Genomic DNA, 25,475 nt, shown 5'->3' on the forward strand with positions numbered 1-25,475 from the left:
TCACCGCACCCAGCCGAATCCCTGGATGTTGGACAATCCCAGACCCCATTCGCGCAGCGCACCGATCAGGCGGGGGTCGGCGTCGAGTCGTACCGTTGCCGTCGCCCCGATCCGGATCCCGCCGGAGACCTCGAACCGTCGCCGTTGCCCCGCCGCCAGTACCTGTAGTTCGGCGTCATTCGGCAGGCCGAGCAGGTCGGCTTTGTGCCGGATGTTCGCCAGCAGCACGTCGGCATAGCCGTCGTCGTCGGGCAGCAGGTACCGATCCTGCTTGGCCTTGACCAGTACGGGTGAGCGGGTCTCCAGCACTGCGGAGGAGTCCATCTCAGCGGTCGGTTCCAGTTGCGCACCCTTGATCGTGAGGGTGACCGGTCCCCACCGCAGCTCGCGCCTGCTGGTGACACCGGCCAGCAACGACGCGGCCAGCGCAGGAATCGGTGACCCGAACCAGATTCGGCCGTTGCCCGACATCATGTACGCGCTGGGCTTCCGTCGGGCACCGACGAAGACCGGGGGTGAGATCCCCACGGGCCGCGGCGAGCTGGGCGGCGCCCAGCTCCCGTCGTGCAACTGCGTGGCCAGGGAGGGTGCTTGATCGGCGATCACGCTGTACACCACGGCGTGTGCCACACCGTGCACGTACTTCCAGGGAAGCGCTGTGTCGGGTCCAGCGACGTCCACGTAGAACCGCATGTACCTGATCTCCATTCATATTCGTGACCCCTGAGGGCAGCGAGCGACGACCGCGATTGATGCGGCCCTGATCGCCGGTTGCGCCAGAAAAGATCCATAGTGGACAACGGCATGGCGAGGTGTGGTGATTCAGCCCAGGTAGGGCACAGATTCCTCAGCAGGAGCGATGGAACGGCGGCACATCGGTGCCCAGCCCGAACAGCAGAGCAACCTTACGAGCCACACGGACTTCCACCAGATCAGCGCGGCGGGCCTCGGCTGCCGGGATCACGGCGGGGAAGGCGTACACAAGCGAGGACGCTACATCGACGACAGGAGTATCTCAACTACAAAAGTACCCGAAAGTTGATGGAGGTTCACCCGTGCTGCAGAAACGATCACACTCCATGCGGCGAGGGGCGAGAAGCCCCAGCTCGGCGGGGCCTCAGTCGCCGTCAGCGATCATCGGCCGAGCAAGTGACCTGCAGCCGACAACCACACCGTGCTCATCACGCACCGTGTCATGCGGATAAACAAGATCATCCCGCGCGGGCAGCGCCTCCGCCACAGCCCGCGCAACAATGAGCAGCACCCCCGCCCTACGGTCCGGCACCCCACTGACCTGCGAGGAAGCCGCCGTCCGCTTCAACGGCACCAGCAACGGACCGACCCGCACCGCACCATCGACACGATCAGGCAGCAACACCAGCCGCGCCGCAGGCGCAGTAGGGGGAACGTCCACCACCACCCCAGAACCCACCAGCCGCACCACGTGCGGAGTCAGGTTGACCACCTCGGCGACCACGTGCCTCTCCGCTGGCTGCATCCCACGAGCGTAGGCAACACCACCCCACAAGGTGACGACAGGTGACCGCCTAGGTACACAATGGCGTCCATGCGTCTGCTCGTACACGTCACCGGAGAAGCAGCTCCCCTCCTCAACTCCCACGGCAGCTCAAAGCCTGCCCGGGCTGACCGGTTTGCTTCCCACCGCAAAGAACTCAGCTCGGCCCTGGCTCAGCCCGAATGGTGCCAGCGCCGCCCATCGAGATGCTCACCAAAGGGCATGGCGCGCCGATCGCCCCGGTGGTCCGGTGACGAACAGGGAGATGATAGGAGGACATTCGGCCTCCGGATCGGAGCTTAGGATGGCACGAGCAACTACATGAGCCAGGTCGGCGCGTTGAGCGCGACGACATCAAGATTCTTCGCGCGCATGGGGAGGTTGGGAGTTGGATTGATGCGACCCGGCCACGGCAGTGTGTGGCGCGTTTCCGCGACCAAGCCGTGCCCTGTTCTTGGTCGTTCCCGTGATTGAGTGTTCTGACCAGCGCAGATGCACAACCGCCGGTCCGCTGCAAAAACCTGCCGAGTCCAGGGTTGGAAAGCGGCTTTGACCTGCGACTTAAGACTCGGGTCGCTCATCACCCCTGGAGGGATCGCAACGTGCGGATCTGGATCCGGACGGCGGTGGTGGTGACGAGTCGCTCATCACCCCTGGAGGGATCGCAACTGTGTCTGATGAGACGCTAACCGCCACCATCCCCGTGGTCGCTCATCACCCCTGGAGGGATCGCAACAGCCTGTTCGTCCGCGCGTGGACGGTGGCGAAGAACAAGTCGCTCATCACCCCTGGAGGGATCGCAACAGCTACCGACCGCCCGCGCAACGCGACAGCGCCGAACCGGTCGCTCATCACCCCTGGAGGGATCGCAACCTGTTCGCCGGGAAGGGCAAGGGCGGCACGCCGCTGTCGCTCATCACCCCTGGAGGGATCGCAACACGACCGGCGAACCGATGTCGTCGTACCGGCCGGGGTCGCTCATCACCCCTGGAGGGATCGCAACGTGGGTGACAGTGCCCCGGCGTGCCTGCCGGTTGTCGCTCATCACCCCTGGAGGGATCGCAACCCGGCCTGGCCTGGCTGTGCGCCACGTACTCGGGTCGCTCATCACCCTGGAGGGATCGCAACGCTTTCAGGCTGCGGATCTGCCACAGCCCGACCGAGTCGCTCATCACCCCTGGAGGGATCGCAACATGTGGGTGAGGGCGATGCAGCCGGAGACGCCGTCGAGTCGCTCATCACCCCTGGAGGGATCGCAACCCGACATCTACCTGTTCGGCGCCCAGCTGGTGGCGTGTCGCTCATCACCCCTGGAGGGATCGCAACACTGGTAGGACAGCTGGGCCTGCGACCGCTGCGTCGGGTCGCTCATCACCCCTGGAGGGATCGCAACACGCAGCATGCAACTGCCACTGGTACCGACAGGCAAGTCGCTCATCACCCCTGGAGGGATCGCAACGCGACCTGGTAGACGGTCAGGCCCATCGCGCGCCACATGTCGCTCATTACCCCTGGAGGGATCGCAACACGGCCCGAACCCGACGATGCCCTCACGCAGGCGGGTCGCTCATCACCTCTGGAGGGATCGCAACACGTGGTAGGCCACCCACCCGATCTCGTCGAGACGATGTCGCTCATCATCCCTGGAGGGATCACAACATCTCGGACGCGTACGCGTTGCGGGAATGAAAGCTGGTCAGCTACGTCGAGGCGATCCGCACCTATCTCGGCACGGCCGACTGATGGCCTGCGCGCTGCGGATCAGCCGCGACATCTGGGACACGATACGGCGGCATCTGCGCGACAGCGACGACGAACGCGGCGCCTACCTGCTGGCCCGCGCCGGCCGGTGGACCGACCCGTAGGGCACCGGGGCGGTCACCGACCTGTTGGTCACCCGGGCCATCCCGATCCCGGACGACGCGCTGTCGGTGCAGAACAGTGTACGGGTCGAGGGTTGCCGCCTGGCTGACCCGGGAGGTGCTGATCGCCTGCTTCGAGACCGGCCTGTCCCTCGGTCGACGTGCACAGCCACCCGTTCGCCGACGACACGGTCAACTTCTCCGGCCTGGACGTGGAGAACATGCGCCAGACCCACACCGAGTTCCTCGACCGGATGCCGGCCGTACCACCGGTCGGGGTGGCGTCGCTGCTGCTTGGCCAGGCGTCGGTGGCCGGCGCCTACACCGACCCGGACGACGGGACGCTGCGGATGCTCGACCGGTTGGTGCTCCTCGGCGACGACGACCTGACCGAGGTGACACTGTGCCGATCCTGACCATGCCGTTCGACGGGCCGGCACCACCGACCGGTGCCACCGGGCCGATCCAGGACCGCTACGACCGGCAGGTGCGGGCGTTCGGCCGGCTCGCCGAACTGACCGTCGCCGTGGTCGGTCTCGGCGGTGTCGGTAGCCAGGTCGTCCAGTCGCTGGCCCACCTCGGAGTGGGCGGGTTGCTGCTGGTCGACCCGGACACGGTCACCGCCACCAACCTGAACCGTCTGATAGGCGCCAAGCCGGCCGACGTGGCACGGGCAGCGACCAAGGTCACCGTCGCGGCCCGCACGGTCCGGACCATCAACCCGCAGGTTCGGGTACGCGGCATCGCCGGCAGCATCCTCGACCCGGTCGTCTGGCAGCAGGTGCGCCCGGCCGAGGTGATCGTCGGCGCGGTGGACGGGCACGCGCCACGCTGGGCGTTGAACCGGCTGGCCGTGCAGTACGCCCGCTGCTATCTCGACGTCGGAGTCGAGCTGGGACCGGCACCCCGCCCGGAGCAGCCCGACGACCACGATCAAGAAGCCAGTTCCCGGGTACGGCTGGAAGCCGGCGGGCATCTGGCGGTGATCCGCCCCGGCGGACCGTGCCTGCTCTGCCTGTGCGGCTACGACCCGCGCCTGGTGGATGCCGAACTCGATCCGGGGTTGGCAGCTGCGCGCCGGGCGGCCGGATACCGGGTCGACGATCCGGCCGAGCCGGCGCCCAGCGTGGTTTTCCTCAACCAGATCATCGCCGGGTACGCCGTCGGCGAGCTGCTGAACTACGTCTCGCTGTGGCGACCGCCGGTGCGATATCTGCTGGTTGACGCGGCGGTAAACGGAACTACGGCGCTGGATGCCGACCGCGACCCGCAGTGCCTGGCATGCGGGCCGGACTCGCCACGGGGGCTCAGCGACGCCGCCGGCCCACCGTCCGTGGCCCGGACCACCGCGCCGCCAGCGGCGCACGACGCTGCCGGAGCACCGCAGAACCCGAACACCCAGTCGTCCCGATATACGTCACCCAGTGAGCCGGGCCCGCGCAACGGGTCACACCACCACGACACCTGACCCCAGGCCGGCTGACGCCGGCTCTCGATGGACCTAATGAGATCTCGTGGATCCCGTCACGGAATTTTGATCCGTGACGGGATCACGCGCTGCATTGCGTTGTGGGTTGATACCGCCAGTCGTGGCAGACGCTACCCGTCTGCGCTCGTCGACGGGCGTTCCACAGGCCTAATCCGGCCCAATTCGTGTGCTCGGAGACGACCACGTCCAGCCATTTTACGGCATCGGAAGCGAGTTTCAATCCGGTGCGGTTTTCGCGTGTCCGGGACCCGGTCAGCCGGACGACCGGACCGAGGAGATCCCGGTTTCAATCCGGTGCGGTTTCGCGTGTCCGGGGACCCCTGTCCGAAATGTCGGGCGGTCTGAGCTGGGTAAACATGGTGATCCGGGGACAACCTCTTGTCGATCAAGATCTTGGGGGAGCCTTAGATGATCTCTGTGGGGAGCGTCTTTGCAGCTCAGGTTCACTTTGGGATCTTTTCGCCAACCTGCCCGGGATCCTGGCCGTGTCGGAGGTTGTCGCAATAGACATTTCCGGACATAAGCTCCTGTTGATCTCCGGAGTGGCGTCGATGCCACCGATTCTATCGGAGTTCGTCCGTCCGATCTGGGCATGAATACCTCTCCTTCCCGGCTGTTGAGTCGGATGTCTGACCAGCCGACGTTGTGGGCCGCGTGGTCGCGGGTCGCCGCCGGCACCGCATTGTCCGGAGCGGACGGCGTGACCGTCGCCGAGTTCGCCCATCACCTCGGCCCACGGCTGGAGTCGTTGTCCGCGTTGCTGCGCAGCGGCGAATACGCTCCGCAACCGCTGCGGCTTATGGCCGTCACTCGTGGTGGCGAGCGCCGCGACCGGGGCATTCCGACCGTCGCCGACGGGGTGGCGCAGCGCGCTTTCCTGCACGTCGCCGGTGACCGGTGGGAGACCCGCCGAGCCGAGGTCAGTTTCGCGTACCAGCGGGGTCGTTCCTGGGTGGACGCGTTGACGATGGCTCTCGCGTACCGGGACAAGGGTTTGCGCTATGTGGTCCGTGCGGACATCTCCGACTTCTTCGCCAGCATCGACCACCAGCTCCTGCACGAGATGGTCAGCGGCAGTCTCGCCGACCCGGCGGTCAGCCGGATCGTGCGCGGCTGGTTCACCGCGCCGATGCTGACCGCAGCCGGACTGCGCACCCGGGTCCGGGGCGTTCCCGAAGGTGCGCCGATCAGTCCGACCCTGGCCAACCTCTACCTGCGTGAGTTCGACGCCCGGGTCGACGGTCGGCACGGCCGGCTGGTGCGCTACGCCGACGACCTCGCGCTGTTCTGCGGCGACCTCGACGCGGCGATCAGCGGCGCCCGGCAGATCTGGGCCGAGTTGGTCGCGCTCAACCTGCGGCTGCACCCCGACAAGACGCAGATCACCACGTTCGACGCCGGGTTCAGCATGCTCGGCTGGGTGTTCGACGGCGAGCACGGCCGACCCGAGCAACCCAACACGGACTGGACCCACCCGCTGCTCAACGCCCCGCAGCAGGGAAAGCTGCCGGCCAGCAACGGGAGCCCACGATGATCGGCAAGGCGTTCCACGTCATCGGCCCGGACTGCATCCTCGGCCGGCGCGACGGCCGGCTCGTCGTGCACCGCGACGGCGTGCTGCGCGCCTCCGCGCCGATGACGATGGTCGGTGAGGTCGTCACCACCGGCCGGGTGACCGCACCCCACACGCCATGCACAGCATGCTCGCCCACGGCATTCCGCTGATCCTGCTCAGCAGCACCGGCCGCCCGCTCGGCCGGCTCGAACCGCCCACCGCCGGGCACATCGCCGCCCGGCTCCGGCAACTCGACCGGCACCGCGACCCGGCAGCCCGACTCGACCTGGCCCGCGTCATCATCCCCGCCAAGATCGCCAACCAGGCGACGCTGCTGCGTCGCCGCGCCAAACGCAGCGGCGACCCGGAGACGGTGTGGGCGGCGGTCACCCGGCTCGCCGAGTTCGAGCAGGCCGCCGGCGCCGCGACCGACCTCGCGCAACTGCTCGGTATCGAAGGCGCGGCGGCCGGCGCGTACTTCCGCGCCATCCGGGTGATAACCCCGGTCGAGTACGGCTTCGCCGCCCGCGACCGCAGCCGCCGGGACGTGATCAACGCGCTGATCAACTACTGCTCGGCACTGCTGCGGGAAACCGTCCACGGGGCGATCATCGCCGCCGGGCTCGACCCGTACCTGTCCTTCCTGCACACCCCGAGCCGGGGCCGACCGACGCTCGCCTTCGACCTGATGGAGGAGTGGCGGCCGGCGCTGCTGGAGAACACCGTACTGGCGATACTCGGCCTGCGTACCGTGACCGACGCCGACTTCGACGGCACCCGCCTGACGCCCGGCGCGACATCCGCGCTGATCTCGCGGTATCAGGCCCGGCTGGCCATGCCGGCCCGCGAATGGCCGACCCCGGCCGATCAGCCGACCTACCACCAACTCGTACGCCGCCAAGCGCTGCGGCTGCGCGGCTGGCTGCTCGGCGAGCAGACGCAGTACCGACCGTTCCGCTGGAGGTGACCGTGATGCAACCCAGCTGGTGGACCGTCACCTTCGACCTGCCCGACGACCGCGACCGCCGGCAGCTGACGACGTTGCTGCGCCGCCACGGCGTGCGGGTGCTGTACAGCGTCTTCACCATCCACATCGGCGACGCGCACCTGGACCGGCTGCTCGCCACCACCGCCGACCGGTTCACCGGCGGCGGGCACCTGCTGGCCCTGCCGTCCTGCCCCGACTGCGAAACCGCCGGGTACGGCGTACCGCTGGAAGTCCTCCCCGAGCAGGGCTGGACCGGCTGGTGAACCGGCCGGTGCTCGTCGTCTACGACATCGTGAACGACCGTCGCCGCGCCGAGGTACGCGCCCGGCTCGGTCCGATCGCCGACCGCATCCAGTACAGCGGATGGCTGGTGCCACCGGAGGTCAACCTGACCGCGGCACGGGTCGTCGCCGACCTCGCCGCGGTCGCCGGCCCGGCGGACCGGATCCACGGCCACGCCCTTTGCCCCGGCTGCGCACGCCGGGCCAGGTGGCTGCCGATTCGCCAGCCGCACCACCTCACCCGCCAACCCGGTTGGACCGCCCACTGAACGTGGCCGCCGATCTACAGGGGGCGCCAACAGGGCCGGCAAGACACCGCGCCGCGTGGGGTGGCGGAGGCACCTGGCGAAGAACCGCAACGGACGCCCTTGGGCGCGGCCGCGGCGATGCGGAACCGGCCGGTTGCTGAGGCGCTGGCCAAGGCGCGCGAGACCGTCGCCGGGCACATGCCGAGCCGGTTGGCCGAGCGCCGGGTGTGTGACGTGGCGGCGTTCTGCCAACCGTTCACCAGGGGGCTGGCGGTGTTGGATCGGTGTGACCGGGGCCGGGTGCGTCGGGTGCGGGCGGTGTTGCAGTACGCCGGGTTGTGGCCGGACGGGTACGTCCACGACGAGCGGGCGCGATCTGATTCGGGTGGGCGGCACGCTGTATCTCGGCAAGGCGGACGGGGCGGTAGGCGACCGCTCGATGACGGTCCGGGTGTCCGACATCCGGTACGGCCTCGACGTGGGCATTCTCGCCACGATCACCTTGGCGGGTCGGGACGGGCGGATGGCCGCGATCGGCGTCTGTAGCTGCAGTGCACGCGCCCCGGGCTCTCACTCCGCCGGGATCGACCCGACGGACCTCCCGGGGCCGGGCCGGTGGCGGCAACCACCGGCCCAACTCCACCGTCCCGATCCGCAGAGAAGGCAGAGGAACACGGACATCTGCGCGTTGACGAGCGCCGCGCTACTCGGCTACCTGGCCGGGCTGTTCTCGTTCCGGGTCAAGAGCCGCTGGTGCCCCAAATGCGGCGAGCTGACCACCACACCGCCGCCGCGCTGAAAACCAGCCCTGAAATTCGGCTCGATCTTTCATATACCTCGCACCTGAGGCCGGGTTCAATCCGACGCGGTTTTCGTGTGCCCGGGGACCCTGAAAGGAGCCTCATCGTGAGGAGACGTTTCAATCCGGCGCGGTTTTCGTGTGCCCGGGGACCGTGTCCGAAATGCCGGGTGGTCTGGGCTGGGCAAACAGTGGCCAGGAGAACAACCTCATGATCATCGAGATCTTGACGACGGCTCAGATGATCTCTGTGAGGCGCGTTCTCGCAGCTCGGGCGCACTTTGGGATCTTTCCGCCAACCTCCCCCGGATCCCGGGCGTGTCGGAAGTTGCCGCAATCGACATTCTACCGCAACTCTGACACATAATCTTGCATGCATCGATGTTTTGACTGTCCTTGATGGAGGTCGTTGGGCCCGGCGTGGAAGTCTCACCTCCTGTCCGGTGGTCGTCGACAGGCCGATGTGGAAATTGTCGCTCACCGGGTCGGCTCCGGCAAGGGAAACGGTTGGTACGAGTGGGTGTCCCGGTCGAACGAAAAGACCGTCCACCGCCCCGGATCCGACGCCGCCAGGCGGGCACCCAACGCCAGCGAGATCGCCACCGAGCCGCTGAGGAACACCGCGTACCGGCCGGTGCGGGCCGCACTCGGCAACGCGGCGGCCAGCCACTCCCGGCGGGCCTGCTCCACCACCCCCGTGTAGGTGACCGCGTCCTCGGCCAGCACCGAACCCGCGCTCCGCAGTATCAGCAGATGGCCGATGGCGTGTTGTCGGCAGGTTTCCCGTACCGGATCGGTGAACTGCCGCCCGAAACCCTGCAGGTCCAGCGCGAGCGCCGCCCGCGACGGATCCCCACCCGCAATAGCCTCCACGCTCGCCGTCAACGGTGTCGTAGCCGACTCGGTGGCCCGCAACGCCGTCGCCGCGAAGTACGGGGGAGACCCGTCGGCTTGGCGGACGGCGTGGACCCGCACCTCACGCGAATGGGTGTGACCCAGCCGGGCCCCGAACCAGAACGCCAGATGCAGCGGCATCGTCGGGATCAGATTGACCCGGGTCGCCTCCGGCGTCAGCCGCTGCGCCAGCATCAACGCGTTGAACGTCTCATCCGCCAGGCCCTCGACCCGGTTCTTGTCGACCGCAGGATCGCCGGACAGGGTGACCGCCGTCGCCACCGTCACCGCACACGTCGACCGGCTGAACTCCTCGGCCTGCTGCTCGTACTGCCGGGCCCGAGCCAGCCCGCGTCCGGCATCGCGTGCGGTCGCCACGATCCCCACCTGCACCCGCACCTGCCGTTGCGCCCGCTCGCGGAGGCCGAAACCGGCCACCAGCAACGCCGTCCCGGCCAGGCTGCCCACCACGAACCACCACCGGCCGGCCGACTCACCGACCACCACCGACTTGGCCGCCTCGACCCCGAGACCACCGGCCAGCGCGCCGCCGACCGCCACCGCCGCCGTCCCGTCCGACAACGCCGCCCGCAGCCCGCCGGCCCAGCCGCCCCGGTCACCGCCCGAACGGCCGCCCGCCCGGCCCGCCCGGCCGCCGCCGGTGGCCGAACCGAACACCGTCAGCCCCGGGCCCTCCCAGCGATCATCCGTCACCGTGCCATCATCGGCGCCAGCACACCACTGTGGAACCCGCCGCCAGGCAGGTCCGCCATCGGATACCCGACACAACCGCCCCGACCGCCGCCCCGCTGGTAACGTCGTCCGGCTCGGCACCATCGTCGAATCCAACCGAATAGGACGGCTGTGTCTGCCCACACTGTCTACGTGCTGCACATCGTCGGCCACGCCGATCTGGGCGTACATCCCTCGGACCCGACAGTCGCCGCCGACCTGCTCAAGCGGCTCGCCCGGCCGCTGGTCGACGACACCCGCAACGGTGAGATCCTGCTGCTGCGCACCCCGGCGCAGACCACCGGGGACACCGCGCCGCTCGCCGCCGCGCTCACCGCCCTGCGGGCCGACCCCGACACGGCCGCTGTCGCCGTACACCTGGTGCTGGTCAGCACCGCGATGGTCGCCCCGATCGCCACCGCGATCCGCGATGCCCTCCGCCACCGACCCGACCTGTACGGCAGGCACCTCGCCGCGGCCACGGTCGCCGAAGCCGCCAGCCTCGCCGAGGCCGACATCGCCGCCGCCGTCACCCGCATCCTCCGCACCCGCGCCGAACCTGGACCCGACACCGACCACCCCGCGACCGACCGCACCGCGAAGCGACGAGCCGATCGGGCGTACGTCGTCTGGGGCAGCGGCGCCACCCAAGCCGCCCTCGGCGCGCTCGACGCCGTGATCGACGCCGGCCTGCCCTGGTCGCTGATCCGCATCGGCCCGACCGTCGCGCCCCGGCACGCCATCTACGACCCCACCGACGCCCTCCCCATCGACCCGGTCGTGCCGCTGCTGCGCCGCTGGCGCTACCACGACCTGCTGCGCGACCTCGCCGACACCGGCCAGCTCACCCTCACCGCCGCACAACAGCGCATCATCGACGCCGAAGCCGACCACTACGGCCAGGCACACACCGCCCCCACCGCCGACCGGATGCGGGCGCTGATGGCCGCCGCGCTGCTACGCGGCGACGGCAGCAGCGGATTCGCGGTACGCGCCTACATCCTGCGCCGCTATCAGGAACTGCGGGCATCCGACGACTCCCCGATCGACCTGATCGACTGGGCACAGCGGCGCACGGGGCCGCGGATCGCCACCCTCGGCGAGATGCTGCGGATCGTCCGCAACGAACGCCAGGACCCCACCGTGCTCGCCGCCAAGAACGCACCCAGCGGCCGGTGGCTCGGCTCCACCATCGCCAAACAGCTCAACGAGATGGGCAAAGCCAGCGCGCACGAACTCGCCCCACCGCAGCCGGCGATGCTCGCCGCCCTACGCCGGCATCTCGCCGAGCACGACACCCCACCGGTCGACACCGACCCGCACCCGGCCCCACCGGGGTTCGGACCGCTGCCTCTGGTGCCCGCCGACACCGTCTGCTACCTCACCATCCTCGGCCACCCACCCCGCGACGGCAGCCCGTTCATCGTCGAACAGGTCGCCGCCGCCGCAGCAGACCCGAAACGACGCGACAACCTCGATCCCGCGGTCCGGACCTACCTCGGGGTGCCGGCCGGGCACCCGGTGGCGGTGAACGCCGTCATCCTCGGCACCGCGTCGGGCACCTATCCGCACGCCCTCGACTGCGCCGACCGGCTGCGGACCGCCGGCCACACCGCCGTCGCCGCCCCGATCACCGACGTCGGCGTCCCCACCGACGACCCGGCGGCCTTCACCGAGCAGGCCGCCGCCGAACTACTGCGCCAGCACCTCGGACCGGAAACCGGGGCGGTCGTGCTGATCCCCACCGGCCCGAAGGAACACGTCCTGACCCTGCTCGCCGCCGCGCAGCGGGCCGCCGCGGTCCGTGGCATACCGCTGTTCCTGCGCCAACTCGTCACCGACAACCGGGACGTGCCCACCGCCGGCACTCACCGACTACCGCTGCGCTTCGGCACCGACCAGGCCATCCTCACCGCCGCCGGCCACGCCCTCGACATCGCCGAACTCGACACCGCCGCCCGGCTGCTCGGCACTCTCACCGTCGGGCAGCCGCTGAGCGCCCGCGCGCTGGGCCTGTCCGATGCGCTGCGCTGCACCACCACGCGCCTGCGTAGCTGGCCGGTCCAGATCCAGCAGACGGCCACCGCCACAGAAGACCTCACCATCCGCATGATCGCCGAACGGATCGACGTGTGGGCTTCGCTGCCCGGCGTCGACACCGACACCGCGACCGCAATGCGAGCGATCGTCGGTGCCTGCGCCAGCGTCGAGAACTCCCTCGACAACAACCAGATCAAGAACGGGATGCGGCAGAGGCTGCTGCGGCCGCTGTTCGAGACCCGCAACCGGCTGCCGATCACCCACGGCGACGGCCCGTTCGACGCCGGGACGCTGACCGACCTGATCCGGCAACGCTCCGACGGACAGCAGCACACCGTCAGCGGACTGCTGACCGCGATGGCCGACGCCGCCCGGGACGCCCTCGGTGGCCGGCCCGGCAGTGGTCCACGGCTGGTCGATCTGCTCGCCGGGCTGCGGGCCGACGTCCAGGCGCTGCGCGACGACGAACACGTCCGCCGGGCCAATGAACTGGCCAGAACGGTCATGTCGGAGGGATGACGGGCGACGGTAGGCGAACGCCGGGCTCCGGTGCAGCGGAACGTCCCACCGGAGCCCAGCGACTGAGTCAATGGCGTCGGTTGTTGCGCCCGCCCCGGGAACCGCCACCTCGCCGGTCGGCTGGCGGCTTCGTGGTGGGGTCGTACGGCAGCGGCAGCGAGTCCGGTGCGGACAGCTCACCGAGGGGGAGCCGTCGGCCACGACTACTGTCGCGCCGGTTGCCGATCTTGTCGTTGGCGACCCACCAGTCGTAGGTGGTGGCGCGCGGGGCGATCCCGGCTTCCTGATTCCCACCCCCGCCGACGGGACCAAACCGGGGGTAGTGCACCGGTAGACCGGCGAACCCGTACGCCGCGTTGAGGAACCCGTCCCGCACGTCGGGCATGCGCTGCCGCAACATGCTGTCATAGGCGACAGCCAGCTGGCGGGGTGCCCCGGCGTCATCCGGCGCGGGTGCCAGCGACAGCGTGCGGTAACGGTCCAGCAGCCGGTCGCGGGTGAACAACCGGCAGCCAGCCCAGTCGACTTCGACCTGCACCGCGCCGAAGCCCAGCGGCTTGCCCAGTCCAAGCTTGAGACAGGCCCCAGTGGGCAGCGACAGCAACCACAGGAGCGCGGCCAGTTCCATCCGACTGAGGTTGTCGACCTGCAGGGTCAGCCGGAACGTGACGCCGGGCTTCACCCAACTCGACACTCTGGTGGCGACATCCCTGCTTGTGCCGGCAGGTGCGATGTACTCCCGGTAGCGGCGCCGTCCGCCGATTCGCAGGGGCCGCAGTGGATCACTTTCCTCCTCCGCTTGCGGCATCCAGTACGTTTCCGCGTCCTGCGCGCCGTCCAGCACCTCGGCATGCGTCAGGTATGTCTTTCGGCCCCGTAGCCGGCGGGTGTCCTCGGCATCCGGAAAGCCCTGCGACGGATGGCGGCGCGCGTTTCGCAGCGGCCCGCCGTCGTGGTCGCCCAGATAGAACAGGAACTGGGACGGCTTGGGCGAGTTGAGCGCGACCAGGGTCAACGGTCGGTCGAGTTTTTGGATGGCGTCGGTGCGGAGCGCGTCGCCACCGTCGGGTGGCAGCACCCGCAGATGCCCCCGGTGGGCCACTCCGTCGTCGTCGCGACCCTGGCGGACCCAGCCGAACACCCGGTCGGCGGGGGAGAGCAGGGTACGTTCGGTTGCCGGCCGGTGCGACGCCGGCAGGCTCGTTACCGGTGCCCCCGGGAACGGCTTGCGTCCGATCAACGCCGGGTACAGCCCGGTCGGTGCACCGTTATCGTCGAACTCGATGTAGAGGGTGTCCCAGACTCGCAGTCTCTTCCACCGCTCTACGTCCCACACGTAGCCGCCGTAAAGCCTCTTGAGATTCGCCTCGGTGTCGTGCGCCCGATCATAGGAGTCGATCACCGCAGTCCAGCCTTCGAGTAACGGCTCGCCAACGTCGATGTAGTCGTCGTCCAGGTCGGCAGCGCCATCGTCGTCGAGGACTTCGGTGACGACGAGCCGCTCGTCGTGCTTGTTCTTGCCGCCGGCAGGGAAGGTGCTGCCGGTCCAGTGCACCACCCCCCGCACCCGGACCAACGGATGGTCCTCGATGTGCGGACCGGGCCGAGGGTCCCGGTCGCGGATCTCTTCTGCCCGGACGAGTGGGACGAGTTTGCCTGGCTCGGCGTACGCGGCGACCCGCCAGAACAGAAAATCACGGCGCTGGTGCCGGGCCAGGTAAATCCACGCGTCGACTTCCCGACCACGTTCCTCGCTGCACCGGGGAGGGTTCGGGCCGTCGAAGTGTCTCGACCGCCCACGGCAACCGCCGGGCCGATGGCAGGCCAGCCGCCGAGGTAGCCATGCCGCCGGATGAACCTCGTCCGACTCACGACCTGTCGGCTGCAACGATCGGATGACCTGCAGCCGGACGGTGCCGTCGCCAATCGAGTCGACCACGGCCGGTCGTAGCTGCAACGCCGACGTGTCGGCCGTGGCCCGGATCGCCAACTGCTGGTCATGGCCGGCGAACACCCCGAAGCGGGAGTTGGTGATCGCCTCGTACGCCGACCGCAACGCCCCCTTGACCGCAGAACCGGCCAGCACCGGCCGACCGGCATGGTCGACCCGCACCGGCAGCGGCGCGTCAGCACCATCTGCCGCGCGCCGCCCGTGGTCCGGGATCAACATCGGAGTACGGGTGGTGATCTCTATCGCGATCGTCCCGCTCCACCTCATGCTGTCGTACCGGTCGTGGCCGGCCGGCGGTCCGTCCCGCAGCGGCTCGGGCAGATCGTCGCGGTCCGGGATCGGGACGAAGCCGTACGGGTTGAGGAAACTCCGTTCGGCCTCAGTCAACTTTCTTGGGCCTGTGGCACCGATGGGCAGCTGCTGGTTACTCATCGGACGTCTCCTGCTCGACTGGTTTGCCTGGGGTGCGGTCGGGCGACCAGCCCGACCAGCCGTTCGTCGACCACGGCGGCGTTGCCGTGCCGGTCTTCCTCGACATACTCGACGGCTTGCAGCCACACCAGGTCGCCGTCGGCAGGAGCCCGACCACCGGCCGGGGTGTCGACCGGGACGTGCAGCACGCCGATCCGGGCGTCGTGCAACGCCACCCAGCCCGGGCCGGGAGCCGGACCCACCACGGTTCCCCACAGCAGCCGCTCGTGTGGCCCCAGCCCGGGGCCGCAGACCACGGCGGCGGTGCCGGACCCGGCGGAGCGGTTCCGCCAGCGCAGCTCCTCGTCGTCGGTGAACGCCCGCAACTCGAACACCCCGGTCAGGTCCAGGGCACTCCCGTCGGCGCCCCGGGGCACCCCGTCGCCGTCGAAGCGGAACCAGCGGGCGTCGGCCGGCCGGTAGCAGAACCCGATCCCCGCCGACCTGCCGTCGACGAACGCGCACAACGCCCGATCGGCTGGACCGTGCCCCAGCTGCGAAACCGTCCGTCCTACGGTGCTCACGCCCCACCTCCGGTCGTCGTCGCCAGCCAGGCTGCGGTCAGCGGCGCGGTCAACTCCTCGTCGGCGAGCACATCGGCCAGCGACCGGTCATCGAGCACGCCGAACCAGCCGGTCCGGTGCCCGGCCCGGAACGTCACCGCCGTGGCGTCGACCCGCACCGCACCGGCCCCGCGTGTGGTGCCGTGGCCGAAACCGAGCCACCCGTCGCACAGATCCCGCAACACCAGCAGCAGCAACGCCAGCGCGGCCCGCCGGTCGTCGTCAGCGTCGGTGCCCGGCTTCGTCGGATCCCGGTCGAGCTGGTCCACCGCCAGGTCGAGGATGATCGGCTGCCATGCCTTCCCGCTGGTGTCGTGCGGCTCCACCGTCGCGAACAGCAGCGCCTCAGCCGCCCCGCCGGTCCACCGGTCCACCGCCACGTGGTGCGCGATGGTGAACCGGATCCCGCGGACCGAACCGTTGAGGTCGTCGACGGCGTGTTGCAGCCGCCCCAACGCCACCCGCTGCTCGTCCACCTTCCGTGGCGCCGGCCCGCCGTCGGCGTTCTGCCCGCCGTCGGCGGGCCTTCCGGCGTGACCGGTCGTCTCGCTGAGTCGTTGCTGCAGCAGGCGGACCGCGTCCCACTGGGCGGCCGGCATGGCGGCGGTACTGACACAGGTGGCGACCTGCAACGCGCCGCGCTGCCCGGCCGGCAGGTCCCGGTTGTCGCTGTCGCGGGCGGCGGCGGTGCCGAACAGCGCCGCCACCGGTCCCAACCCGTCGGCCCGCATCTGGTCCAGGAACGTCACCGGCGCCGCAGCACCGGTCACCGTGCGGGTGATCCGTTCGGCGTGGCTGCGCAGCACCCCCTTGATCGAGCTTCCCGGTAGCTCCAGGCGGTGACCGCCGGCCCCGTCGCGCCCGGTCAACGGAAACGCGCTGACCACGTCACCGTCCGAGCTGACCTGTACCGCCAACGGACCCTGCGGGCGCCACGGCACGACGATCCGCAGCACACCGGCCGGCACCTCGTCCGGGTCGGCAGCCGGCAGCTCGACCGGTTCCCCGCCGAGGCGCAACGCGGCGACGATGCCAGCCCGAGTGGACAGGCGCGACTCCCGCAGTTCGGCGTCCTGCAGCCTGACCAGACCGAGCCCACGGGTGACAGCGGCCCCGACGCTGATCCCCGGACCGCGTAGCCGGGCCGCGATCGCGTGGACGAGATCCTCCGCCGTGTCCGCGTCCATGTTCTCCGGCGCGTCGACCACCATCCGGAACGCGAACCGGGTGCCGGCGGGCAGCACCTCCCGGCTGAACAGGTGCCCTCTGGCGGCCACCCCGTGCACCCGGTCGATCGACACATGGTCGCGGAGCTCGACCTGCGGTGCGTCGACGGCCGGCTGCGGTGGGTCGACGGCCGGCGCATCGTCGACCCGTACCCAGGAGGCCTCTCCGCCGTCACCGGAGTCGCGGGACGGCAGCCCCCACAGCCGATAGTCGGGCAGGCCCTGTGCCCGCAACGCCGACCGGATCACCCCCGCAAGCGACGTCCCCGGCAGCAGTGGACGACCCGCACCGTCGCGGGCCTGCACCAGTTGTGCCGGCCCGACGTCGAGCCCACCGACGTGCAGCGGAGCCTGGGCGACGAGCGTTCCGGTCAGCTCCCACCGGCTGCTCACCCGGCGGCTCACGACCGTACCCCCGCCTGCCGCGCGGCGGCGGGCTCGTCGCCTGCCGGCCGGTTGCGACGCTGCTCGACCTCGGCCCGCACCACCTCGGCCAGCAGCCACCCGGCCGCCACCGGATGCAGCTCCTCGGCGATCCCGGCCGGCGGACGCACCATCAGGTGCTCCCACAGCTGGTCCGCGCCAGACGCGAGCGCCGCCAACCGGTTGAGCCGGTCGGCACCCCAGGTCTGCTTGCGGGGCCGGCTGCGGACGGTGGCCGCGACCCAGCTCAGCATCTGTTGCGGGCCGCCAGCTGCGGTGAGCCGGTCGGCCAGGGTGCGTAAGGTGCCGAGCTGCGCCGCCGTCACCCCCGGCGGCACGAACTCCTGTCGCAGCTCGGTGCTGGCGGCCCGAACCGCTGCGGTGCGGTGCAGCTCGCGCCGCCAGCCGCGTCGCAAAAGCTCGACCGCCAGGCCGGGCATGCCGGCGGTGGACCGCAGGTCGGTGATCGGCTCACCGGCGTTCCCGCCGTCGCGCTGCGGATCCGGGGTGGACAGCCGGACTGTCGCGTGGTCGAGCAGTCGCGGTTGCAGCGCCACCCGGCCGTACCCTTCGGCGGTGCGTTCCCCGAGGCCGGTCGCCTCGATCCGCGTCAGCGCCTCCTCATCGGGTGTCCCGGTCATGTGGAACCGGATGACGCTGCCGGCGGCCAGCCCGGTCAACGACGGTCGCGGCATCGACCAGCGACGCTGCCATGATTCGACCCGCCGGGTGGTGACCAGCTCCCTCGGCGGCTCGTCCGGACCGGGATCCGGCAGGGTCAACGTGACCCCGATCCGCTCGCTCAGCACGGCACCGACCGCATTCGGGTCGGTGACCTGCTCACCGGCCGGCCCGGACAGCAGCAGATCCGACAGCAGCCAGACAACAAGCTGACCGTCGTCCACGTCGTCGCCGCCATAACCGGTCCGGGCCGGCGGCGTCCGTTCGGTCAGCACCGAGGTACCCGGCTTGAGCACCTCGACCGTCACGTGGCCGTAGTCGTCCTTGCGGGACCGGCCGATCGCATGCTCGCCATCGAGCCGGTCGGTGTCCAGCGCGGCGTCGGCCGGCAGCCACAGCTCGCAGCGCAGCACCGTGCCGGCGGCGATCGCCTCGTAGACGAACAGGCCACCGGAGTCCTCGGTCGGCCGCTGGGACGTGTCGTCGACGACAGCATGGGCCTGCGCCACCAGGCCCACCTCCCCGATGCGGATACCGCCGTCACCGTCGGCGATGCAGCAGCCCGTCATCGGCCGCAGCCGCCGGCCGTCCTCGGCACGGGGACGCAGCAGATTGACCAGCTCCACCGGCTGGTCGGAGCCCGGCGCTCCGCCGTCGGTCAGCTCGTCGTCCGGGTGCCGGCCGTCCACCCGCCGGCTGGCGGGCTGTTCGCCGTCCGGCCGAACACCGGGTGTCGTGTCCGGGTCGGTGTCCTTGGGGCGGTGTAACGCCCGCGGCACCGGCAACGACCGCTCGCCCTCGACTTCCACCGTGGCGTTGGTGACCACCACCCGGCCGCCGGTGATCAACTCGGTGGCCGGCCCGCCCAGTGCCCGCGCCACCATCGGCAGCAGCGAAGTGCCCGGCACGAACTGCTCCGTCAGCACCATGTTGCCGATCACACCCCGGGCGAACAGCAGAGGAGTGAGCGCCGTTATCCGCAGATCATGCCGGTGCACGGGAGGGTCGGTGGCCCGGGAGCCCAGCGGTGAGGCGGCCGGGTCGGCCGCCGCTGTCGACACCACCTCCGACGGGGACCGGGCCTGGTCGACCTGATCCAGCAGGGTGTTCAGTTGAAGATCGGCACCATGGCCGGCGTCTGGGCCGGCATCCCGGCCGGCTCCTTCGCTGACGTCGCCATCGGACTCCCGCGCCTGGTCACCGGCGATGGTGACCCGGCAGCGGCCGGCACCCCGGCGACGCTTGCTACCGATCGCGTCGACCAGCCGGGCGGCGGCCCGCAGCAGCAGCTCCGCCTCCCACGGCACCGGTTGCCCGACGGGAAGCCCGGGGAAGAACAGCTGCCAGTCGGCGGTCACCGTCAACCCGGTCGCGGCCCGTTCCTCGATGCGGAACGTGTCGTCGGCGGCGATGTGCCGGTCGGCGTCGATCGCCACCCCGGGGCGCAGCAGCACTGCGGCCTCCCGGGCCAGGACGCGGTCGCGTGCGTCGAGTGCGGCGATCGCACCCCGCACCGACGCGGGCAGGCGCAGCGGCCGGGCATGCAGAGCCGCCGGGACCGGCATGGCACGTGGCCGCGGCCGGAACCGCTCACCAGGGTAGAGCCGCTGACGCGACGACGCGCCGGGCTGACTACCGAAGACCACCTCAACCCAGTCGTGCCAGGTGCCGCCGGTGGCGCCGTCGTCCAACCCGACGGTGACGGTCTCCGCCGCGTCACGCAGCACCGCCGCGAGCGCCTTGCCGCGCAGCATCGGCAGCCCGTCGACGTCACGTTGCACCTCACGGTCCACCGCGCCGTGCCGGGCGGTGCCCGTGCCGCAGGCCCAGTCGCTGAGAAACTCCACCTCTATCGTGAACGGCTGGCCGTTACGCAGGCCGGTGCCCGTGTCGCGTACGGAATCGGGGTCACCCATCACGCCGCCATCCCGTCTCCCGGCTGCGGCCGGGGCTGTGACCGGCGTGCGGCGCGGTGCCGGTCGCCATGTCGATCAGATCGATCGCGCCGAGAATCCGGCTGAACCACACCTGCCGGTCCCTCACACCCCGCGACCGCGCTCTGCCCTGTCCGCCGTCGCCGCCGGAGGGTGCACGCAGCAACAGATGCCTGGTGAGGAACGCACCCGCCGCCGCCGGATCCGACGCCCAGACGGCGACCTGGTCCCGGGCCCGCTCAGCCTCGGTGCGCCCGGCCAGCAGCGCCTGCCGCAACCGGTGCAACGCACTACGAGACAGCACAGGCGGATCCTCCTCGCCCGACCGCTTGCCCAACTCCTCGACCGCAGCCCGCAACAACGTGATGTGGCGGGCCGCCGCCTCGCCTCCTTCCTCCGCCTCGCCGATGACCACCGGGCCGGGCCACAACCGCAGCTCGGCCCCGCCGCCGTCGGCCACGGTCAACGAGGAACGAATCCGATCGAGGGGCTGCCCGATCGAGTCGTGCAGCACGTGGAAGTCCACCGCACCGCAGCGGGGATCGATCCGCTTGATCTGCTTTGCGGACGTGCACAGCTGCTCGGCCAACTCGTACGCCTCACTGAACGGGTAATGCGGTTTGACGTAGGCGATCCCGGCGCACGCCGTCAACCCCGGCTGCCCCACATCGGCGAGCACCCGGGAGATGACCGGATGGTCGGCCGCAGTACGCGCGAAACGCTCGACGAAGGTAGCGGTCACCTCGAACGCCGGCCGGGCATCCATCACCACAGTCACGTCGTCACCACCGACCACCAGCGGCAACAGCCAACCCCTCCGCTCGTCGACCTGGCCCACGGCGAACCGCAGCGCGGCGACCGTCACCTCGTCCAACGCGACACTGAACTCACCCAGCCGATCCAGGAACTCCCGCCCGGTGTACGCCTCGGCGATGCTGCGGAACACGCCACCGATACCGTTGCCGTCGGCGTGCATCACCGCCACCCATCCGGCGTTGCTGACCCCGTCGGCCATCGTGTCGGCACGGACCACCGCCGAGTCACCCAACTGGCCAGCCATCCGGTCCCGGCCGGCGTCGCGCCGCCGCCAGGCCGCGTCGACCTTCGCCGCCCTCGGGTACGTGGTGTCGCCTTCGAAACCCATCGCGGTCGACGGCTGCCCCGAGTAGTGGCAGGGTCGGGTGAACGGCAACGTCGGGTGCCGCAGCAGCGCCGACGGGCGGCGACTGCGCCACGCCGCCTGCCGCCGGTACGCCTGACCCAGCCTTGCGCCCAGGTCCGCCTCGACGGCCGGATCCGGATCCACGGTGCCCCAGATCTCCAGACCCGGTGCCTCCTCCAGGGCCCGGTGGGTCACCGCCCGGATGACAGCCCTGCCGGTTTCGGCATCGTCGGCAAGGAGCAGCGCCTTACCGGAGGCGACCACGACGATGTCGACAACGGGGTCCACCCGACCCACGTTGATCATGCCGATGGCGTCCCGCACCCATGCGGTGCCCGCCTGGTAGATCAGTTCACTGGCACCGACGTTCACGGCCTGCTTGTTACTGGCGAACACGTACGCCTGGTTGGCGCCGGTCTCAATGACCACCCAGTGCCGGCGGTCGCCGGAGCCTTGAGATGGACTGCTCATCCACATCCCTTCGACGCTGCGGATCCTGCTGGACACGCGGGGTACGGCAGCCGCCGCAAACGACGCCCGTGTGCACACAGTGGAGACGCCGGCCAGCGGGGTTCCGCGCTGCGCGGAAGGCAGCCGGCAAAGCTATCTGATGAAGTGCGTCGAATGCACTCGGTAGCGAGACGGGTTTCAGACACTTCGGCGCGCTGCCCTTCGACGGCACCCTGCCGGACGGGCAGCGACAGCCCGTCACGAACCACCGCCGCGTCGCCCACCCGGCGACGGACGCAGCCGGACATAACCCATCCCCATCGCCGTCCGGTCACCGAAACCCGCGTAGCCGGCGAAGCGCGCCAAGGCGTCCACCCCCCGCCGGGCCTCGACCGGCACCTCCCGTGCCGACGCCAACCGGTACGAGACCACCCCCACCGTCCCCCGGCGGAACTGATGCTCCGGATTGCGTTGCTGCGGCTCGATCAGATGCCGGACGATCCGCACCTGACCATCCACCGTCTCCAGATGGTCGTCGATCGCCGCCACCACCGAAGCGGGCAACGGCGACCCGGCCGCGAACGCCTCCCACCGGCGCGCCAGGTTTCCGAACACCCGCTCCGCGTCCGGCCACGGCCGCTCCCGCCGTGCCCCGTCACCCAGCCCGGTCGCGAACCCCACCGGGGTGACCAGCTGAAACGACCACCCGTCCGCCGCCGCATCGGCACTGGCCGCCAGCTCCGCGTAGGGCTGAGCCCGCAGCCGCACCCCGGTAACCCGGTAACGGGTCCGCGCAATCTGATGCCCCGCGCAGGCGTGCAACGCCGCCAGCACCGCCGCCGTGTAGCCGTCCACCAGCATCGACACCCCGAACCACGCGGACTGCCCCGCCGTAATGGGCGCCCGCCCCTGCTCATCAAGGACCGGGGTCACCGTGAACGGCTTGTAACGCGGACTGTCATGCAGACCTTTGGCCAACACGGGATCGACCGCGTCAACGGCCTTGAGAAACGCGGCGTTCACCGCCGGACCGGTCTGCGGCGGAGGAATCGCCGACGGCGACACCGGCTCCATCGAAACCACGATCTGCGCTGGCATGCCACCAAACTCCCTATCTCCCCGTCCTGTCCGCCATGACGCCCTCGTCACCACACCGCCGACGGTCACCCGACCCGACGAACGTCAGGTGGTGAGTGGCCCGAGGTATGCGGAGGGCTCAGCGGCCGACCCGATTGCAGCTCCAGAGGCGTCGACCTGGACCCCGGTCACGGATCAGAGCGCCTTTCCTGTCTCTGTTCGGCCGGTCTCGGCGAAGGTGTCGTCAACGCCAAAACCGGTCGCAGGGATGCTCCCTGGGCGACCCGGCGACGTCTGCGTAGAACCGCATCTGGTGCTCTCCGTTCACACGAAACGCTCGGGGCCGTAGTCCATCCGGCCCGAAACGCGGGGAGCCGCTCAGGATGGACGACGCCCGTCATCGCATACACCGGCCAGCTCCGTACGCCAGACACGTAACGTCGCCAACAGCGCCGAACCCGACCGGCGACCACCGTGCCGGTCACCGCCGCCCTGACCGGTACGGCCGCCACCACCGCTCTGCCCGTCCGCACGCTCGTTGTCGATGACGGCGTCGAGCAGCGTCACCGTCGCGGCGGCGTCCCGCGTGTCCACGGACAACCCGTTCGCCACCGCCGTGCAGAATGCCCTGGCCAACACCCGCGCGGTTCGCAGCGTCGCCGGCTGCGCAACCGTGGGCCGCAGCAGTCCGCCGGTGCTGGGATCGGCCAGCACCGTGCGTGCATGCCGGGCCGCAACCTCCAGCGCCCTGACCCGTGCTCCACGTTCACGGTCCGGCGTGGCCAGCGCCAGCTCGGTGGCGATCTCGGCGGCCAGCTCGTGGCTGGCACGAGCGGCCGCCGACTTGGCGGCGAAGCCAACCGGCTCGCGCCGGGTCACCTCGGCGCGTACGGCGGCGACGCGTTCCTGCAGGGTCAGGGCCTGACGCAGATCGCCGCGTCGCCCGCTGCGGGCCAGCCAGGCCGCATAGTGGTGAAGGTGGAAGGTCTGCGCGGGGCTGAGCGAGTCGATGGTCTTGGCCAGGTCGGCCCCGGGGTCGAGGCCACGCGCTTCGAGGATCGCCGACCACCAGGCACCAACCGAGGCCGGGGAGGTCATGTCGGTGTTCGGACCGGCCGGGTCGGTGTGCAGGGTCCACGTGATCTCCGCGTCGCGTAACGCGACGAAGCCGACCTCCAGGAGGTACGCCGCAGCGCCCGGATCCAGGTGTCCGGCTCGCCACGCCCGCAGCACCCGCTCCTGTGAGGCGACGAGCCGCCGCATCGGTGGCGTCCATCCGGGAGCGCCGTTGTCGGTCGTGCCGGCGTCGAAGGAGGCCGGACTCGTATCGTGGCCCGTACGCGGGAGATCCCATACGTCCAGGTAGGAAGAGTAGGCGCCCAGCTGCAGCGCCACCGGGTCGTCGGCGTCGAGCACCTCCGAGCACCGGTTAACGGCGGTGGACACCAGGTCCCGGGTCGATGCTCGTAGCTGCGGCCAGTCCTGCAGAAGCTCATCGCGGTATCGCACATAGTTGGCGGCCAGGTGCGCCGTCAGCAGGTAGGCGCGACGGCGCTGCACCGAAACGGCGGTCAACACGTCCACATCGGGCAGGGTGGGCAGCGTCGGCGGCGCCATCCGGCCGCCGGTGGACGCGCCGAGGCAGGCCGCCACGAATGGCGCCACCACGGCACCCACCCGCACCATGGCATGGACATGTCGTGAGCCACGAGCATCCTCGGTCATCCAGACCACGCCGCGACCGGGTCGTCCCACGCCGAGCAGCCGGTGACACCACGCCGACGCGATGTCATCGAGCGCGTCGGAGGTCACCAGACCCGGGCCGGTCGTCGGGTCATCAGCCAGCCCGAGGGCCGGCAGGGTCGCATCCACCACATCGAACGAGGTCGGCCGCCATCGCGCCGCAGGCCCGTCCCCGACGCTGCTGTCGCCGCCGCCGAGGGTGGGAGGGTGGACCTCGGACGGCGCGTCAGTGCCGGTCACACCCGCTCGATCGACCTGCATACCCCATCGGGCGGACAACGACCGCTGCACCTGGCGGGCCTGGATGGCCGCGACCACCAAAGCGGGCTGAGCGCGGTAGACCTCAAGCACCAGACCGGCCCAGACGGCGAGCCGGACCTCCTCATCGCAGCCGGAGCCAGCCAGGTGCCGACACGCCTCGCTCACCGCGGCCGTCGCCCCGCGAAGGAGGCGATTGGCGGCGGTGAGCACCGCGGCGGCCTTGGTGTCCGGGCCGTACCGGTTCAAGGTCGCGTTGCTCAGCGTGCCGGACAGGGAGCTCTGACGCCGGAACCACACCGCCCGACCGGCCCACATCCATTCGGGATCATCGCCATCCGGTGACGAGGTGCCTGGCGCGCGATCCGGACGCGTGACATCCAACCTGGAGCGCTCCGCGCGATCCGGGCTCGGCGCGCCTCGGCCGATCTCCGTCAAGGACAACTCGGTGTAGTCGCACACCCAGGAGCGACGAAACGGAGGGATGTCGCCATCCAGACCGAACAGGGGAGCGACCTTGCGGGCCACTCGGACCTCGACGACATCGGCTCGTCGTGCCTCGGCTGCAGGGATCTCGGCGGGGAAGACGTGCACGAGCAGTACGCTACAGGGG

21 protein-coding genes and 2 CRISPR repeat arrays are annotated in these 25,475 nt (G+C 70.3%); of the genes, 10 read left to right on the plus strand and 11 right to left on the minus strand.

What is annotated here, in order from left to right:
- The 3 genes from cas6 (JQN83_RS11625) to JQN83_RS11630 all read right to left on the minus strand — a co-directional run bounded on the left by cas6 (JQN83_RS11625) (position 1) and on the right by JQN83_RS11630 (position 1,477).
- On the minus strand, positions 1-708 hold the full coding sequence (cas6, locus tag JQN83_RS11625) for a CRISPR-associated endoribonuclease Cas6 (protein WP_244252211.1): 708 nt from the start codon (positions 706-708) through the stop codon (positions 1-3).
- 139 nt (positions 709-847) lie between these two features.
- On the minus strand, positions 848-982 hold the full coding sequence (locus JQN83_RS33750) for a hypothetical protein (RefSeq protein ID WP_279632718.1): 135 nt from the start codon (positions 980-982) through the stop codon (positions 848-850).
- A gap of 135 nt (positions 983-1,117) precedes the next feature.
- Entirely contained in the window at positions 1,118-1,477 is a 360-nt protein-coding gene (locus tag JQN83_RS11630) for a hypothetical protein (RefSeq protein WP_208567101.1), read from the minus strand.
- A 611-nt stretch (positions 1,478-2,088) separates the two neighbouring features.
- A CRISPR array of direct repeats spans positions 2,089-2,583; the repeat unit is 30 nt; unit sequence GTCGCTCATCACCCCTGGAGGGATCGCAAC.
- 96 nt (positions 2,584-2,679) lie between these two features.
- A CRISPR array of direct repeats spans positions 2,680-3,175; the repeat unit is 30 nt; unit sequence GTCGCTCATCACCCCTGGAGGGATCGCAAC.
- An 83-nt stretch (positions 3,176-3,258) separates the two neighbouring features.
- Here JQN83_RS11630 and JQN83_RS33755 point away from each other — a divergent pair.
- The 9 genes from JQN83_RS33755 (at position 3,259) to JQN83_RS11670 (ending at position 8,738) form a co-directional block, all read left to right on the plus strand.
- The gene (locus tag JQN83_RS33755; RefSeq protein ID WP_279632719.1) at positions 3,259-3,381 is read left to right on the plus strand and encodes a hypothetical protein; all 123 of its coding nucleotides are present in this window, start codon (positions 3,259-3,261) and stop codon (positions 3,379-3,381) included.
- A gap of 158 nt (positions 3,382-3,539) precedes the next feature.
- Complete coding sequence (locus JQN83_RS11635; protein WP_208567102.1) at positions 3,540-3,794, plus strand: hypothetical protein; 255 nt, start codon at positions 3,540-3,542, stop codon at positions 3,792-3,794.
- Complete coding sequence (locus JQN83_RS11640; RefSeq protein WP_208567103.1) at positions 3,782-4,846, plus strand: HesA/MoeB/ThiF family protein; 1,065 nt, start codon at positions 3,782-3,784, stop codon at positions 4,844-4,846. Before JQN83_RS11635 ends, JQN83_RS11640 begins: the two co-directional genes overlap by 13 nt.
- Before the next feature lie 646 nt (positions 4,847-5,492).
- The gene (locus JQN83_RS11645; protein WP_208567104.1) at positions 5,493-6,401 is read left to right on the plus strand and encodes a reverse transcriptase domain-containing protein; all 909 of its coding nucleotides are present in this window, start codon (positions 5,493-5,495) and stop codon (positions 6,399-6,401) included.
- The gene (locus JQN83_RS11650) at positions 6,398-6,592 is read left to right on the plus strand and encodes a hypothetical protein (protein WP_208567105.1); all 195 of its coding nucleotides are present in this window, start codon (positions 6,398-6,400) and stop codon (positions 6,590-6,592) included. Before JQN83_RS11645 ends, JQN83_RS11650 begins: the two co-directional genes overlap by 4 nt.
- Positions 6,559-7,389, plus strand: a complete 831-nt coding sequence (gene cas1 / locus JQN83_RS11655) for a CRISPR-associated endonuclease Cas1 (RefSeq protein WP_208567106.1) — start codon at positions 6,559-6,561, stop codon at positions 7,387-7,389. The genes JQN83_RS11650 and cas1 overlap by 34 nt, the downstream gene beginning before the upstream one ends.
- A gap of 5 nt (positions 7,390-7,394) precedes the next feature.
- The gene (locus tag JQN83_RS11660; protein ID WP_208567107.1) at positions 7,395-7,673 is read left to right on the plus strand and encodes a CRISPR-associated endonuclease Cas2; all 279 of its coding nucleotides are present in this window, start codon (positions 7,395-7,397) and stop codon (positions 7,671-7,673) included.
- Entirely contained in the window at positions 7,670-7,960 is a 291-nt protein-coding gene (locus tag JQN83_RS11665; RefSeq protein WP_208567108.1) for a CRISPR-associated endonuclease Cas2, read from the plus strand. Before JQN83_RS11660 ends, JQN83_RS11665 begins: the two co-directional genes overlap by 4 nt.
- A gap of 364 nt (positions 7,961-8,324) precedes the next feature.
- Positions 8,325-8,738, plus strand: a complete 414-nt coding sequence (locus JQN83_RS11670; RefSeq protein WP_208567109.1) for a hypothetical protein — start codon at positions 8,325-8,327, stop codon at positions 8,736-8,738.
- Positions 8,739-9,215: 477 nt separating this feature from the next.
- Here the strand turns inward: JQN83_RS11670 and JQN83_RS33760 are convergent, their stop codons facing one another.
- A complete protein-coding gene (locus tag JQN83_RS33760; RefSeq protein ID WP_208567110.1) occupies positions 9,216-10,346 on the minus strand; it encodes an SAVED domain-containing protein in 1,131 nt (376 codons plus the stop codon).
- A 150-nt stretch (positions 10,347-10,496) separates the two neighbouring features.
- On the opposite strand from JQN83_RS33760, the gene JQN83_RS11680 reads away from it, so the two are divergent.
- Complete coding sequence (locus JQN83_RS11680) at positions 10,497-12,923, plus strand: hypothetical protein (protein ID WP_208567111.1); 2,427 nt, start codon at positions 10,497-10,499, stop codon at positions 12,921-12,923.
- A gap of 67 nt (positions 12,924-12,990) precedes the next feature.
- On the opposite strand, the gene JQN83_RS11685 is transcribed toward JQN83_RS11680, so the two are convergent.
- From JQN83_RS11685 to JQN83_RS11715, 7 genes are all read right to left on the minus strand, one after another.
- Positions 12,991-15,306 carry an RAMP superfamily CRISPR-associated protein gene (locus JQN83_RS11685; RefSeq protein ID WP_208567112.1) on the minus strand — a complete coding sequence of 772 codons (2,316 nt, stop codon included), beginning with the start codon at positions 15,304-15,306 and terminating at the stop codon, positions 12,991-12,993.
- Positions 15,303-15,869 (minus strand): type III-D CRISPR-associated protein Csx19, encoded by a 567-nt coding sequence (gene csx19, locus JQN83_RS11690; RefSeq protein WP_208567113.1) that lies wholly within the window; start codon positions 15,867-15,869, stop codon positions 15,303-15,305. The genes JQN83_RS11685 and csx19 overlap by 4 nt, the downstream gene beginning before the upstream one ends.
- Positions 15,866-17,539, minus strand: coding sequence for an RAMP superfamily CRISPR-associated protein (locus tag JQN83_RS11695; RefSeq protein ID WP_208567114.1), 1,674 nt, complete (start codon positions 17,537-17,539; stop codon positions 15,866-15,868). The genes csx19 and JQN83_RS11695 overlap by 4 nt, the downstream gene beginning before the upstream one ends.
- A complete protein-coding gene (locus JQN83_RS11700; RefSeq protein WP_208567115.1) occupies positions 17,536-20,154 on the minus strand; it encodes an RAMP superfamily CRISPR-associated protein in 2,619 nt (872 codons plus the stop codon). The genes JQN83_RS11695 and JQN83_RS11700 overlap by 4 nt, the downstream gene beginning before the upstream one ends.
- Positions 20,147-21,805, minus strand: a complete 1,659-nt coding sequence (locus tag JQN83_RS11705) for a Cas10/Cmr2 second palm domain-containing protein (RefSeq protein ID WP_208567116.1) — start codon at positions 21,803-21,805, stop codon at positions 20,147-20,149. Before JQN83_RS11705 ends, JQN83_RS11700 begins: the two co-directional genes overlap by 8 nt.
- 237 nt (positions 21,806-22,042) lie before the next feature.
- Positions 22,043-22,951, minus strand: a complete 909-nt coding sequence (gene cas6, locus JQN83_RS11710; RefSeq protein ID WP_208567117.1) for a CRISPR system precrRNA processing endoribonuclease RAMP protein Cas6 — start codon at positions 22,949-22,951, stop codon at positions 22,043-22,045.
- Positions 22,952-23,239: 288 nt separating this feature from the next.
- Complete coding sequence (locus JQN83_RS11715) at positions 23,240-25,456, minus strand: hypothetical protein (protein ID WP_208567118.1); 2,217 nt, start codon at positions 25,454-25,456, stop codon at positions 23,240-23,242.
- Between the last annotated feature and the right edge of the window lie 19 nt (positions 25,457-25,475).

It is taken from the genome of Micromonospora antibiotica (assembly GCF_017599305.1).
Lineage (GTDB): Bacteria > Actinomycetota > Actinomycetes > Mycobacteriales > Micromonosporaceae > Micromonospora > Micromonospora antibiotica.

Excerpts from the sequence above, each read along its gene's own strand:
- cas1 (WP_208567106.1), top strand. The coding sequence starts at position 6,559 with ATGCACAGCATGCTCGCCCACGGCATTCCGCTGATCCTGCTCAGCAGC.
- JQN83_RS11660 (WP_208567107.1), top strand. The coding sequence starts at position 7,395 with ATGCAACCCAGCTGGTGGACCGTCACCTTCGACCTGCCCGACGACCGC.
- JQN83_RS11705 (WP_208567116.1), bottom strand. The coding sequence starts at position 21,805 with ATGAGCAGTCCATCTCAAGGCTCCGGCGACCGCCGGCACTGGGTGGTC.
- JQN83_RS11685 (WP_208567112.1), bottom strand. The coding sequence starts at position 15,306 with ATGAGTAACCAGCAGCTGCCCATCGGTGCCACAGGCCCAAGAAAGTTG.
- JQN83_RS11650 (WP_208567105.1), top strand. The coding sequence starts at position 6,398 with ATGATCGGCAAGGCGTTCCACGTCATCGGCCCGGACTGCATCCTCGGC.
- JQN83_RS11700 (WP_208567115.1), bottom strand. The coding sequence starts at position 20,154 with ATGGGTGACCCCGATTCCGTACGCGACACGGGCACCGGCCTGCGTAAC.
- JQN83_RS33755 (WP_279632719.1), top strand. The coding sequence starts at position 3,259 with ATGGCCTGCGCGCTGCGGATCAGCCGCGACATCTGGGACACGATACGG.
- JQN83_RS11645 (WP_208567104.1), top strand. The coding sequence starts at position 5,493 with ATGTCTGACCAGCCGACGTTGTGGGCCGCGTGGTCGCGGGTCGCCGCC.
- cas6 (WP_244252211.1), bottom strand. The coding sequence starts at position 708 with ATGGAGATCAGGTACATGCGGTTCTACGTGGACGTCGCTGGACCCGAC.